Genomic DNA, 12,833 nt, shown 5'->3' on the forward strand with positions numbered 1-12,833 from the left:
CAATTTCAGCCAAATAAAAAGAAAAAATGGTGCAAACCACAGATATACCAGTAATGGCATTAAAAGAACAAATTAAAGAAAATCACGGTGAATTTTTGGAGAGTCTTCGTCACAGATTTCTGGATGATGATAGAAAAGCAGCTCTTCAAAGGTTTGAAAATCTTGGTTTTCCGACGAAAAAAGACGAAGAATATAAATATACCAGCCTAAAAGAGATTACCGAAAAGCAGTATAACTTTTTCCCGAAAGAAGGTCATAATATCACCAAAGAACAATTGGACGAATTGCATCTTGGTGAAGAAAATTTTGACTGGATTACTTTTGTGAACGGTAAGCTTCGTAAAGAATTATCAAATGTTTCGATTGAAAATGTTGAATTTCTTTCATTCAATTATGCCTTGAATGATGAGAAGCACAGAGATATTTTTGAACAGTATTTTAACACAATTGCTTCCAAAGATTCTGCTTTTACGAATCTGAATCAGGCGTATTGCAAGTATGGCTTCTTTTTGAAAGTTCCTAAAAATGTGGTGATCGAAAAGCCGATTCACGTTTTTTATATCTCTCAAAATCAGGAAGAAAATACATTCTATAATACAAGAAATTTATTAATTGTAGAAGAAGGTGCAAAAGTGGAGATCATTGAAAGTCACCACAATTTTGACAGCGTTTACGTATTGACAAATTCTGTGACAGAAATTTTTACGTATCCGAATGCAAAAGCAGACTGGCATAAAGTTCAGAACGATAATGACACCTCTTATCTTATCGACAGCACGTTCGCGAGACAGGAAAAAGACAGTTTAACGACTGTAAACACATTCTCTTTCGGGGGTAAATTGGTAAGGAACAATCTTGATTTTATTCATAACGGATCGAATATTAATTCATTCATGAACGGGATCACGATTATCGGGAAAGATCAGCTGGTAGATCATCACACGGCAGTTCACCACAATCAGCCAAACTGTGAAAGCTATCAGAATTACAAAGGTATTTTCAGCGGAAATTCTCACGGAGTTTTCAACGGAAAAGTTTTTGTAGACAAGATCGCCCAAAAAACCAATGCCTATCAGCAAAACAACAACGTTTTATTGAATGAAGGAGCAACAATCGATACAAAACCTCAATTGGAGATTTTTGCAGACGATGTGAAATGCTCTCACGGCTGTACAGTTGGCCAATTGAATGAGGATGCATTATTTTATTTAAGAGCAAGAGGTATTTCTAAAAAAGAAGCTCAGGCTTTATTGTTATATGCATTTGCAAATGATGCAATGCAAAATATTGACATTGAACCTTTAAAAGAAAAAATTTCAAAGCTTCTGGCCGAGAAATTAGAAGTTGATATAGAGTTTTAACAATATATAATTGATAATAAAAAAGCACTTCGTTTTGGAGTGCTTTTTATTTTTTAAGTCTGTTATTAATTTATTTCTTAATCCACCACTGGCTGTCTTTCCTGTCAGAACGTTTTACTCCATTATTAAGCGTGTAGGCAAAACCAATTCCTAAAGTCTGTTTCAACTGTGTTTTCTGAATCTGATTGTGGTCATACAAAACATCAAGGGTGATATTGGAAGAAATGAATTTATTTACTTTCATATTTAAAGCCATTCCGTATGCGAGAACCAGCCTTTCCGGATGATCAAGATAATTTGAAAAAACGGAAGCCGTGTTCGTAACATTCATATTTTCCATGATCTTTACTTTGTAGGAAGCCGTTCCCAGAAAACCGAACTGCAGTAAAGAAGAATCTCCGTCTGATTTTAAGCCATAATTACTTGCCAACTGAAGCTCTTTATCGAGGACAAACGTCCATCTTGCATTGGTGGGGCGCAATGTGACATTCAGGTCATCATTTGGCCTGTAGGTAATTCCCAAACCGACATTCAGATATCCCGGAGCCATAAAATTGGAAAGCTTTTTAGCTTCCGGATTATTCCCATCTTCATATCCCGATGAAAATTGTGACTGAATACCCGCTCCGACAGAAAAATACCAGCTTTTCGAAAACTGTCTCCCATAATTTGTGGAAATATTAATGACATCCTGGGTTTTTCTTGTTCCGATGCCTTTTGTATTATTTTGACCGTAGTCCAGGATTATAATATTTTCCCAGAGATCTTTGCCTTTTTCATACGTAATGTCATAATTCACTCCGGCAAGCCAGCCAAGGTTATTGGCACCACCGCCGACCCAGTTCGAGAAGGCCGCCTGATTAAACATCAATGAATTTTTTCCTAAAACCGACCAGTGTTTTACTGTATCTATCACTACTGAATCTTTTTTCAACTCTTCTTGCGCACTTACATACATCCCTATAACACAGGAAATAATCAATAAAAGCTTTTTCATTCTAAAGATTTTATTTAAAAAATATTAATATAATGTTAGCCGAAACAAAATTGCTTCAAAAACGGATCTTTCTCTAACATTTGTATTTTTTCAGCATTAATCAACTAAAACTAAGCCAGTTTAGAAAAATCAATGACAAAAAATTTTATTTAAAACGTAAAACTGATGAAAATCATAACCTTTTGTCTGAAAATAATCCTCAATTTTAAATTTCATCGCCAAATTTTCCGAAATTTATCATTGGCTTTTCATTTGACGTAAAATATCCATGTTTAAAAATGTAATTTCCAAAAGAGCTATACTATATCCGTTGCTGATGCTCGCTGCAATGTGGTTGGGCTACTTTTTACAGATACACGGCTTTTTTGAAAGTTGCTTTGGGGCGATAATTCCTCTCGTGCCGGAAGGCTTGCTGGGTATTATCACTTCTCCCCTTTTACATGGGAACCTGGATCATATTATGGGAAATTCTATCCCGATTGCGATCCTGATGTTCCTGCTGTATCAGTTTTACCCTTTGGTTGCCAATAAAGTATTTATTATCGGCTGGCTGGCGACAGGTCTTTTAGTATGGCTTCTCCCTCCGATTGACATTCTTACCGGCGAGTACATGTACACCTGTACGATCGGCGCGAGCGGTGTTGTTTACGTTCTTGCTTTTTTCCTCTTTTTCAGCGGAATTTTTAAATGGAATACAAAACTTTTAACCATTTCCCTGCTTGTCGTATTATATTACGGAAGTCTTGTTTGGGGAATGCTTCCGGAAGAATTATTTTATAACCTTCAGGAGCCGAGTAAAATTTCCTGGCAGGCGCATCTTTCCGGGGCTGTTGTAGGAAGCATTATTGCTTTTATGTTTAAAAAAGTAGGTGAAAAAAAGAAAAAATACATCTGGGAATTTCCTAATTATTATAATGAAAAAGACGATAAGCTTTGGCAGGAATATAAAGAAAATCACCCTGACGACTTCTTAGAGCTGCCTTACAAGAAAAAAGATGATATTTGGGATCGTTTGGATGAATTAAGAGGAAAATAAAAACTTATTTTTTTACATTTGCCAAAACAACACAAATGTATTCTGAAGAACATCTTTATTCAATCGCCTTACGCGAATGTAATTTAATTGGTGATATTAATTTTACAAAGCTTGTCCGCACTTTCGGAAATGCAGAAAATGCATGGAAATATGCAAAAAAAGACTAAAAAGTTGAAGGTATCGGCATAAAAACCGTTTCTGACATTGGGAATGATATTCATCTCACATTTGCAGAAAAAGAGTTAAAATTTTGCGAAAAGAATAATATCCAAGTTAATTTAAAACATCAAAAAGAGCTTCCATATTTATTATATCAATGCGATGATGCGCCGGCCATTCTCTATCAAAAAGGAAATTTCGATGATACAAAACAAAAGGTAAGCATTGTAGGAACGCGAAATATGACTTCATACGGTAAACAATTTATTGTCGATTTTTTTGAAGCAACAAAATCCTGCACTTTCATTTCTGTAAGCGGTCTGGCGCTCGGTGTCGATAAAGAAGTCCATGAGCAGTCTATTCACAATTACACGCCTACGATTGCCGTTTTAGCGCACGGCTTTCATATTTTATATCCTTCAAAAAACAAAAAGCTTTCAGAAAAAATCCTTGAGGACGGCGGAGCGCTTCTTACAGAATTTAATTCTTCAAGAAAACCGGACCGGGAAAATTTTCTTCAGAGAAACAGAATTGTAGCCGGACTTTCGCCCTCTACCATTGTCGTGGAAACGGCTTTTGGTGGCGGTTCTATAAGTACGGCAACCTATGCCAACAATTACAACAGAGAAGTTTTTGCTCTTCCGGGAAGAATTACGGATAAATACAGCCAGGGTTGTAATCATCTGATTTTTCAGCACAAAGCAACGGCTGTTTCAACAATGAATGACCTGATTGATTTACTCGGGTTTAATAATGAAAAAGGCAAAACCGGTGAACTTTTTCCTTTATATGAAAATACGATACAATTATCTGAAAATCAAGAATTAATATATGAATTCATTAAGATAAATCAGCAAATTTCTCTGGATGATCTTGCCCATAAAATTGACCTCTCTTCACACAAAATTTTGCCCATAATTTTGGAATTGGAGCTTTTAGGTAAAGTAAAATCACTTTCCGGGAGGCAATTTATGGCAATTTGAAAATTAACGATTTCTTAATATTGCATTATTTAAGACATAACATTTCATTTTTAATAAAATTTAAACCCAAATTATCAATTTAATAATATTCCGCTCCATTATTATTAAATTTTTAGCAATCAGCAAATAAGGTGTTGTGAATCTTGAAAAAAAAATTAAATTTGTTGACAATAATATTCAACCTTACTATATGGAACAATATAATATTGACCAGAAAATTCAAGAGTTTATTGCAAAAATTGAGGCAAAAAACCCAAATGAACCGGAATTTTTACAAGCTGTAAAAGAAGTTGCTGTAACGGTAATTCCGTTTATCATGACCAAAAAGGAATATACAGGAATGAAGCTTCTTGAAAGAATGGCTGAAGCTGAAAGAATTATTATTTTCAGAGTTCCATGGGTTGATGACAAAGGAGAGATCCAGGTAAACAGAGGATTCAGAATTCAAATGAACTCTGCGATCGGGCCATATAAAGGAGGAATCCGTTTCCACCCTACTGTAAACCTTTCTGTGCTTAAATTCTTAGCTTTCGAGCAGGTTTTCAAAAACTCTCTGACAACCCTTCCTATGGGTGGTGGTAAAGGAGGTTCAGATTTCGATCCACAAGGTAAATCTGATATGGAAGTAATGCGTTTCTGCCAGGCTTTCATGACAGAATTATGCAAGCATATCGGCCCGGAAACTGATGTTCCTGCGGGAGATATCGGTGTTGGAGCCAGAGAGATCGGATATTTATTTGGTCAGTATAAGAAAATCAGAAATGAATTTACTGGAGTTCTTACAGGAAAAGGGCTTGCTTACGGTGGCTCATTAATCCGTCCTGAAGCAACAGGTTATGGCGTTGTTTACTTTGCTGAGCAGATGCTTAAAACGATCGGGCAGGATTTTAAAGGTAAAATTGTAACTGTTTCAGGTTTCGGAAACGTGGCTTGGGGAGTGATCAAAAAAATATCTGAATTAGGAGGAAAAGTAGTAACGATCTCCGGACCAGATGGATATATTTATGATAAAGACGGAATCGACGGAGAAAAAATCGATTACCTATTAGAGCTTAGAAATTCAGGAAACAACAGAGCTGAGGATTATGCGAAAAAATATCCGTCTGCTGAATTCTTCCCTGGAAAACGCCCTTGGGAAGTGAAGTGTGATGTTGCTTTCCCTTCTGCGACTCAAAACGAACTGGACTTAGAAGATGCTAAATTATTGGTTGAAAACGGATGCCTTTGTGTAACAGAAGCGGCCAATATGCCATCTACACTTGACGCAATCAACTATTTCTTAGATAATAAAGTATTATTTTCTCCTGGTAAAGCGTCTAACGCGGGTGGTGTAGCAACCTCAGGATTAGAAATGACTCAAAACTCTATCCGTCTAAACTGGACTTCTGAAGAAGTAGACGCAAGATTAAAGGAAATCATGATCGGAATCCATAAAGCTTGCAGAGATTACGGAAAAGAGGAAGATGGCTACGTAAACTACGTAAAAGGGGCAAACATCGCCGGCTTCGTGAAAGTAGCAGAAGCAATGCTCGCTCAGGGAGTGGTATAAAATATAAAGGTTGGGAAATTTCCCGGCCTTTTTTCATATAGCCTGTCCCGGGATAATGGGAAAAAGTAAAAAGTGAAAGGAGAAAGCGTTGATATTTTCAACGCTTTTTTTTATTTTTAATTGAAAATTTTAATTAAATATTTTCTGATAGACATTCAAACTTCTCAGAATTAAAGAATAAAGAATTATAACCAACTTCTTAAATCAAATTTTAATTAAAAATTGAGCACAAAAAATCCTGAAATTTTATATTTCAGGACCTTTATTTTACATTACAAAATTATTTATTTTTCTTTTTCATTTTTTTATCGCCGGTTGTAGCGTCTTTAGACTTCCAATTACCGGTCGTATCCGTCGTATTATTGTTATTCATATTGTTATTATGGTCTTTCTTCATGTCCCTCTGATTACGTGTCGTATCAGGTTTAATCGTGTCTGTTTTTTTCTGAGGAGTGGTCTGTGCGGATACAGTCATCATTCCCGCAACTACAAATGTCAGTGCTAAAAATAACTTTTTCATAACTAAAATATTTTGATTAATGATTTGGTACTTTAAAAACATCAAATTTTATACTAAATATTATGATAAATTGCACTTTAACTTTTTTTATATTTTTTTTAAGATTTTTTAAATTATAAATCTGATTTACCGACAGTTATGAATTAATAAAATCAAAAAATCCCGGAAATAAATTTCCGGGATCTCATTTTTACTTTAAATTATTTACTTTGCTTTTTTCTTTTTCGATTTTTTTTCTTCTTTAGTGGCGTCTGTTGGTTTTGTTGCCTCTACAGTCGTATCTGCCGTCACTGTTGCAGTAGCATCAGTCGTTACAGTACTATTGGCAGCAGGGTCTACGACTGCGGCCGTAGCATTTGTGCTTTGATTCTGTGTCGCGTTGGTGTTTGCCGATGAATTGGCATTCCACGCGGGCTGTGTACTTTGTTGTTGGGCTTGAGTTGTCGTTTGGTTATTAGTATTTTGTGACGGATTTTGAGTTTCCGTCTGAGCCGATACCGCGATTACTCCGACTAATGTAAACGCTGCTGTTAAAACTAACTTTTTCATAATAAAATTTTAAATGGTTGTTTAATTTAAACGCCGTTTATTTCATTTAATTATGTGCAAAGCCTTTATTTAACGCACTTTATCATTTTTTAAGACGAATTGGGATTACAAGCTATTTTTCTAAATTTTTCATAATTCTTTCCACAAACTCATAGGCCGCAGGGCAAATCACGGTATTTTTTATCATTAAATTATTGATCTGGTAAATTTTTTTACGATCCGTGTGAGGATATTCACGGCAGGCTTTTGGCCTCACCTCGTAAATTGAGCAGGTATTGTCGCTGTTTAAGAAAAAACACGGGAGATCTTGCAGCACTTTATCGTTATCTTCATCCACACGGAGGAATTTAGACTCAAAATCGGCGGGCTTTATACGAAGATGCTTTGAAATGCGCTCAATGTCTTTTTCCGTATATAAAGGTCCGGTTGTTTTGCAGCAATTGGCACATTGCAGGCAGTCAATTTTCTCAAAAACTTCATCATGCGTTTCCCGAACAACATAATCGAGATTCTTGGGTGGTTTTTTCTTTAATCCGTCCAGGAATTTTTTATGTTCCTTCTGCTTTTGTAACGCCTGTTTTTTATATAAATCCAAATCCATTTATTCTTCCGAAACTAAAATCGGCATTTCGACCTCTTTATATTCATTAATTTTATCTAAATCTAACACGGTAGACTGATTATCTTTTGCAGGATAATACATCGGGACAAATTTGGCACCAAAAACTATTTCCTTAGAAATATATGAAGCACGCTGAACGACCGTATTTGAAAAAACTTCATCAAAAGCTCTGACATGAACGATAATCTCAATTTTGTTATTTTTAAAATCTTCCTTTGTAAAGCCAAAAAAAGGTGAATCTTCGTCTATTTTATGTACGACCGTCCAGTTTAAAGCTAACGTATTTATATGGCTTAAATGGGTCTTTAAAGTATAAAACTGAGCTTTTGCATCGCCATTTTCATTAATTTCGATCGCCGTTGAAACCACCACCTCTGCACTTGTCAGCGCATTATTTTTAAATGGCGCCAACCTGAACATCAGCCCTGTAACATCCTGGAATGGAGCAACTAAAGCTACATCTGAAAATTTAAGATAAGCTCTCGGGCGGGAAAATCTACCGTAAAATAAACCTGTTGCAATCGCAAAGGCCAGCAATCCCAAAAAGGCTTCAAAAGTTGCCACAAGGCTCGCCATAAAACCTACAGGAGCAATTCTTCCGTAGCCAACTGTTGTAAAAGTCTGTGAACTGAAGAAAAACACATCAATAAATTCGTTAACAGGATCACTTTTGTCAATTCCTGTTAAGTGTTCTACTCCAATTGTATAATATATTAAAGCAAAAAACAGATTGATAAGAATATAACCAATCACCAAATAAGAGAGAAACTGGGCCGTTGACAATTCCAGCATGGTATGATACCAGCTGAGGCGGTTTAAAATATTGACTCCTTTTCGCTCAACGTTGGGAAGGCCGTCTTTTCTAATAAATCTTCCGGAAGCATTATTTCCAAAACCGCTGTCTTCTATGTTTTTCTGACGAATTCTATTTCTGAAACCTGTAGCCATTTTTTATAATCATTTTGTTTTTATATTCCTTAATGCTGAACGGAGCTGAAGCATCTGTATTATTCAAATAGAGCTAAATTAATATGCAAAGATAAAATATTGTTTTTATGAAATTTATCAAAAGCTTTTGATAAAGTCAGTTATCAAAAGTTAAGCATAATCAAAAAGTCAAAAATACACATTATTATAAATCAAATATTTAACTCAACAACTTGGTATTTAGACTTTTGATATATTATTTTGCAAAGCAATTGCGAATTAGCAAAGTAAATGCAAAAAATCGCAAAGCAGATGCGAAAATAATATATTTGAAATTTTAGTCTTATTCTTATTAAGATTATCGGTTGGTTTTTATGAGATTTTTAAATTGATTTATTTTGATCACTTTATTTTTTCTATTAATTCTCAAAATCTCATATCAATAAACAAAGTTTCATAAATTTACAGGAGACGAGTTTATCGGTTAGCATTTAAATAATATTATGTTTTACTATTTTACAAATCATTATACTATAGAATGGCAGCTATGGTTCGGCAAGTTAATTTTATAACTAAGATCTCAAAAAAGATAAAATATATAATATTCCAATATCAATTTTATAAAAACTATTATGAATTTAAATCTCATTACGCTTATTTCAGAATACAATCGACTAAAAATGATTAGTATTTACGAGCCTTTAGAGGTGCTTAAAAAGCTTTCACAAACTCACAATGATGAAGTACTTATCGCAAGGCTAACTTATCGCTCAGGAATTATTAACTTCGATACAGATTTTTTTGAAAAAGCTGTTGCCGCAACAAATTTTAATTTGGATGAAATTCTTAAAAATACTAATGGTTTAGAGATGACTATGAAAGATTTTTTAACCTTTATTGCAATTCAAGTTGGCGAAGAATTAGCAAAATTTTATGATAAAGAAGTTGACAAAATATAAGTTTAGAAAAAGGAAAGAAGAAATTTATAAATCTCAAAAAGCGATAAAAAATAACCATAAAATCCAATAAAAAATGAAAAACAGTTTTTATACTTTGCTATTATTATTTTTAGTCACAAGCGTTAATGCTCAAGACTATTCAAAATTAATAAGTGAAGCTGATAAATTATATGAAGCAAAAGATTATAAAATGTCTACTGATTTATATACTAAAGCTTTTAAAATTAAAAGCAAAAATCCAAATGACTTATATAATGGTGCGTGCGCATCCTCCTTAGCAGGAAATACAGAAAAAGCACTTAAATGGCTGAACTTATCAATAGATAATGGCTGGACAAATCTAAAGCATTTAAATTCTGATACTGATTTAGAAAATTTACATTCGAAAAAAGAATGGAAGAAAACAATTGGAAAGTTAGAAAAAAAGTTGCAGTTAATGGAAGTAAACTACGACAAACCGTTGCAGGCTGAATTATTGAAAATTCTTGACGAAGATCAAAAATATAGAATTCAAATGAATGAAACTCAAAAAAAATTCGGCCCGGAATCTAAAGAAATGGATGAGCTTTGGAAAATCACAAATCAGAAAGATTCAATCAACTTATTAAAAGTAAAAAAAATATTAGATGAAAAAGGTTGGGTTGGTAAAGACAAAGTAGGTACACAAGCCAATAGCGCATTATTTCTTGTCATTCAACATTCAGATCTGGAAACGCAGAAAAAATATTTACCAATGATGAAAGAAGCTGTAACAAAAGGAAATGCTAGTCCAGGGTCTTTAGCTTTATTAATTGACAGAATAGAAATTCGAGAAGGTAGAAGACAAATATATGGAAGTCAAATCGGAACCAATCCAAATAATAAAACGCTATATGTTTTACCTTTAATTGATCCTGACAACGTAGATAAAAGAAGAGCAGAAGTTGGCTTAGGTCCAATCTCTGAATATGTTAAAAATTGGAATTTAGTTTGGGACGTTGAAAAGTATAAAAGTGAATTACCTGAATTGGAAAAATTAAATAAATAGAAAAACGTCTGCTGACAGCAGTTGGCAAATGGTGGGTTTAGGGGTTTACTTTAAAGCTGGTTTGTACTAGCAAATTCAGTGTTTAACCAAAATATATAGCATAATCGAAATCTCAAAAAACGATTAAGAATTGATAATTTAAATAAGTGTAATATGAAACGGATAATACTGCTAGCTCTTCTTCTACTTTTGACAACCATAGTTTTTTCTTGTTCCCCAAAGGCTGAAAATGTCCAAGGAAATAATAATTCAAATACTTCTTTTTTAAGTACATCCGATGAAGAAAATGATGAAGATTTAGAAAGTAGTAGTAGTGAAGGCCTTGATAATTTTGCTGGCTGTAAATTTAAAGATGGAATTTATTCTGCAACTGTTGATTATAATAATCTTGAAACAGGTTATTCTGCAACGTATACACTTGATGTTGATGTTCGAGACTGCCAGGTCGTTCAAATTAACTTTCCTAATGATGGATACTTAGATGACGACCATATTTCTTACGCAGATATTGACGATGATGGAAATGCAAGTGTTAACGGTGAAGATGGAAAAACCTATCAAATTCAAATAGAGAATTAATAAGTAACACAAAAGTCTCAAAACGATTGATTTTATAAATTGATTTTAAATTAACTTTGAAGGATGAAAAAGCTTGAAACCAGAGAAGATATTGAGCATCTTGTGAATTCATTTTACACAAAAGTTATTAAGGATGAGCTCATTGGGTTTTTCTTTAATGATATTACAAAAGTAAATTGGGAAAAGCATCTTCCTAAAATGTATTCTTTCTGGGAGACGATTCTTTTCGGGCAAATGAGCTATAAAGGAAATCCGATGGGCGTACATTTTCCGGTTAACGAAATTGCAGCAATGGAGCAAAGACATTTCAACAGATGGCTCGAGCTCTGGAAAATGACCGTTGAAGAAAATTTCACAGGTGAAAATGCTGACACGGCTATTTCAAAATCTGAAAACATTGCTAAATTAATGGCTTTTAAAATGGAAATGGCAAGAAAGCTGTAACGAGATACGGGTTTTCGGGATGCAAATTAAGCTTTAAGCTTTATTCTTAATTATGGCACAATTACCGTAAAAATATACGCCGCCAGATTCACTAAAAGTACCGTTCCGTATAAAATATTGGTTTTTCCTCTGCTTAAAGAAAGCATCACGATAAATACGGATAGCGAAAGTAGAATAATATCTTTTTTGTCTAAACCCAAAACCAACGGAATATCGTACATGATACAAACCACGGAAACCGCAGGAATTGTAAGGCCAATGCTTGCTAAAGCCGATCCCAGCGCCAGATTTAAACTCGATTGTATCTGATTGCTTCTTGCTGCCCTGATCGCCGCAACCCCTTCCGGAAGCAGCACAACCGCCGCAATAATCACTCCGACCAAAGATTTTGGCGCGCCCATATTCCGGACCATATCTTCAATCGTTGACGAAAGACCTTTCGCCATCATTACAACAATCGCAAGGCAAACCACAAGAAAAGCAAAGCTGATTAAAGTTTTTGACAAAGAAGGCGTGTACATCTCTTCTGGATGCTCATCGGGAATGATAAAATAATTTCTATGTCTTACCGTCTGAACCATTAAAAATATTCCGTAAATCACCAGACAGGCAATAGAAATGAATGTTAATTGCGCATTATTATAAAAAGGCCCATTGACACTTGATGTGAAATTCGGGAGGACCAAAGTAAGAACCAAAATAGAAACAATGCTCACAAGATAAGTTGTAGCCGAAGTTCTTGCGAAAAACTGTTCGTAATATTTTACACCACCGATTAAAATACAAATTCCTAAAATCCCGTTAAGAATAATCATCACTGCGGCAAAAACCGTGTCTCTGGCAAGCGTCATCGCCTGATCTCCGCCCGCAACCATTAAAGAAATAATTAAAGCAACCTCAATAATTGTGATACAAAGCGCCAAAATAATCGTCCCGAAAGGCTCTCCTACTTTGTGAGCGACAACTTCGGCATGATGAACAGCAGATAAAACACTTCCCGTAAGTAAAAGCCCTGCTATGACATCATAGACAACTCCGTTTTCCAGTAAGCCGGAAAAGTAATAAGCCACTGCCAGAAGAGGAAAAATATACGTATAATGTAAAAATTCTTTTAATTTCAT

General features: G+C 34.6%; 15 protein-coding genes. 9 read left to right on the plus strand and 6 right to left on the minus strand.

The window, feature by feature from the left end; translation table 11 throughout:
• Positions 1-53: 53 nt before the first annotated feature.
• Positions 54-1,361, plus strand: coding sequence for a Fe-S cluster assembly protein SufD (sufD, locus tag BLT04_RS07040; protein WP_170828458.1), 1,308 nt, complete (start codon positions 54-56; stop codon positions 1,359-1,361).
• A gap of 70 nt (positions 1,362-1,431) precedes the next feature.
• Here the strand turns inward: sufD and BLT04_RS07045 are convergent, their stop codons facing one another.
• The gene (locus BLT04_RS07045; RefSeq protein WP_089755083.1) at positions 1,432-2,358 is read right to left on the minus strand and encodes a DUF3078 domain-containing protein; all 927 of its coding nucleotides are present in this window, start codon (positions 2,356-2,358) and stop codon (positions 1,432-1,434) included.
• 268 nt (positions 2,359-2,626) lie between these two features.
• Between BLT04_RS07045 and BLT04_RS07050 the strand changes: the two genes are divergently transcribed.
• The 4 genes from BLT04_RS07050 (at position 2,627) to gdhA (ending at position 6,085) form a co-directional block, all read left to right on the plus strand.
• The gene (locus tag BLT04_RS07050) at positions 2,627-3,394 is read left to right on the plus strand and encodes a rhomboid family intramembrane serine protease (RefSeq protein WP_089755084.1); all 768 of its coding nucleotides are present in this window, start codon (positions 2,627-2,629) and stop codon (positions 3,392-3,394) included.
• Positions 3,395-3,429: 35 nt separating this feature from the next.
• On the plus strand, positions 3,430-3,561 hold the full coding sequence (locus BLT04_RS19105; protein WP_317040689.1) for a hypothetical protein: 132 nt from the start codon (positions 3,430-3,432) through the stop codon (positions 3,559-3,561).
• Positions 3,562-3,609: 48 nt separating this feature from the next.
• Positions 3,610-4,536: a DNA-processing protein DprA gene (dprA, locus tag BLT04_RS07055; RefSeq protein ID WP_317040691.1), complete on the plus strand. Its 927-nt coding sequence runs from the start codon at positions 3,610-3,612 to the stop codon at positions 4,534-4,536.
• A 190-nt stretch (positions 4,537-4,726) separates the two neighbouring features.
• Positions 4,727-6,085: an NADP-specific glutamate dehydrogenase gene (gene gdhA, locus BLT04_RS07060; protein ID WP_089755550.1), complete on the plus strand. Its 1,359-nt coding sequence runs from the start codon at positions 4,727-4,729 to the stop codon at positions 6,083-6,085.
• 280 nt (positions 6,086-6,365) lie between these two features.
• Here the strand turns inward: gdhA and BLT04_RS07065 are convergent, their stop codons facing one another.
• The 4 genes from BLT04_RS07065 to BLT04_RS07080 form a co-directional block, all read right to left on the minus strand.
• A complete protein-coding gene (locus BLT04_RS07065; protein WP_139166217.1) occupies positions 6,366-6,605 on the minus strand; it encodes a hypothetical protein in 240 nt (79 codons plus the stop codon).
• A gap of 204 nt (positions 6,606-6,809) precedes the next feature.
• A complete protein-coding gene (locus BLT04_RS07070; RefSeq protein ID WP_089755086.1) occupies positions 6,810-7,154 on the minus strand; it encodes a hypothetical protein in 345 nt (114 codons plus the stop codon).
• 112 nt (positions 7,155-7,266) lie between these two features.
• Positions 7,267-7,755: a YkgJ family cysteine cluster protein gene (locus BLT04_RS07075; protein WP_089755087.1), complete on the minus strand. Its 489-nt coding sequence runs from the start codon at positions 7,753-7,755 to the stop codon at positions 7,267-7,269.
• A complete protein-coding gene (locus BLT04_RS07080; RefSeq protein ID WP_089755088.1) occupies positions 7,756-8,724 on the minus strand; it encodes an ion channel in 969 nt (322 codons plus the stop codon).
• Positions 8,725-9,335: 611 nt separating this feature from the next.
• Here BLT04_RS07080 and BLT04_RS07085 point away from each other — a divergent pair.
• From BLT04_RS07085 to BLT04_RS07100, 4 genes are all read left to right on the plus strand, one after another.
• On the plus strand, positions 9,336-9,662 hold the full coding sequence (locus tag BLT04_RS07085) for a hypothetical protein (RefSeq protein ID WP_139166218.1): 327 nt from the start codon (positions 9,336-9,338) through the stop codon (positions 9,660-9,662).
• 73 nt (positions 9,663-9,735) lie between these two features.
• The gene (locus BLT04_RS07090; RefSeq protein WP_089755090.1) at positions 9,736-10,689 is read left to right on the plus strand and encodes a DUF6624 domain-containing protein; all 954 of its coding nucleotides are present in this window, start codon (positions 9,736-9,738) and stop codon (positions 10,687-10,689) included.
• A 153-nt stretch (positions 10,690-10,842) separates the two neighbouring features.
• Entirely contained in the window at positions 10,843-11,268 is a 426-nt protein-coding gene (locus BLT04_RS07095) for a hypothetical protein (protein WP_089755091.1), read from the plus strand.
• A 63-nt stretch (positions 11,269-11,331) separates the two neighbouring features.
• Complete coding sequence (locus BLT04_RS07100; protein WP_089755092.1) at positions 11,332-11,712, plus strand: group III truncated hemoglobin; 381 nt, start codon at positions 11,332-11,334, stop codon at positions 11,710-11,712.
• Between the two features lie 50 nt (positions 11,713-11,762).
• Here the strand turns inward: BLT04_RS07100 and BLT04_RS07105 are convergent, their stop codons facing one another.
• On the minus strand, positions 11,763-12,833 hold the full coding sequence (locus tag BLT04_RS07105) for a calcium:cation antiporter (RefSeq protein ID WP_089755093.1): 1,071 nt from the start codon (positions 12,831-12,833) through the stop codon (positions 11,763-11,765).

This window comes from Chryseobacterium soldanellicola, assembly GCF_900100115.1.
GTDB classification, from domain to species: Bacteria; Bacteroidota; Bacteroidia; order Flavobacteriales; family Weeksellaceae; genus Chryseobacterium; species Chryseobacterium soldanellicola.

Excerpts from the sequence above, each read along its gene's own strand:
- sufD (WP_170828458.1), top strand. The coding sequence starts at position 54 with ATGGCATTAAAAGAACAAATTAAAGAAAATCACGGTGAATTTTTGGAG.
- BLT04_RS07045 (WP_089755083.1), bottom strand. The coding sequence starts at position 2,358 with ATGAAAAAGCTTTTATTGATTATTTCCTGTGTTATAGGGATGTATGTA.
- BLT04_RS07050 (WP_089755084.1), top strand. The coding sequence starts at position 2,627 with ATGTTTAAAAATGTAATTTCCAAAAGAGCTATACTATATCCGTTGCTG.
- BLT04_RS19105 (WP_317040689.1), top strand. The coding sequence starts at position 3,430 with ATGTATTCTGAAGAACATCTTTATTCAATCGCCTTACGCGAATGTAAT.
- gdhA (WP_089755550.1), top strand. The coding sequence starts at position 4,727 with ATGGAACAATATAATATTGACCAGAAAATTCAAGAGTTTATTGCAAAA.
- BLT04_RS07065 (WP_139166217.1), bottom strand. The coding sequence starts at position 6,605 with ATGAAAAAGTTATTTTTAGCACTGACATTTGTAGTTGCGGGAATGATG.
- BLT04_RS07070 (WP_089755086.1), bottom strand. The coding sequence starts at position 7,154 with ATGAAAAAGTTAGTTTTAACAGCAGCGTTTACATTAGTCGGAGTAATC.
- BLT04_RS07075 (WP_089755087.1), bottom strand. The coding sequence starts at position 7,755 with ATGGATTTGGATTTATATAAAAAACAGGCGTTACAAAAGCAGAAGGAA.
- BLT04_RS07080 (WP_089755088.1), bottom strand. The coding sequence starts at position 8,724 with ATGGCTACAGGTTTCAGAAATAGAATTCGTCAGAAAAACATAGAAGAC.
- BLT04_RS07085 (WP_139166218.1), top strand. The coding sequence starts at position 9,336 with ATGAATTTAAATCTCATTACGCTTATTTCAGAATACAATCGACTAAAA.
- BLT04_RS07090 (WP_089755090.1), top strand. The coding sequence starts at position 9,736 with ATGAAAAACAGTTTTTATACTTTGCTATTATTATTTTTAGTCACAAGC.
- BLT04_RS07095 (WP_089755091.1), top strand. The coding sequence starts at position 10,843 with ATGAAACGGATAATACTGCTAGCTCTTCTTCTACTTTTGACAACCATA.
- BLT04_RS07100 (WP_089755092.1), top strand. The coding sequence starts at position 11,332 with ATGAAAAAGCTTGAAACCAGAGAAGATATTGAGCATCTTGTGAATTCA.
- BLT04_RS07105 (WP_089755093.1), bottom strand. The coding sequence starts at position 12,833 with ATGAAATTAAAAGAATTTTTACATTATACGTATATTTTTCCTCTTCTG.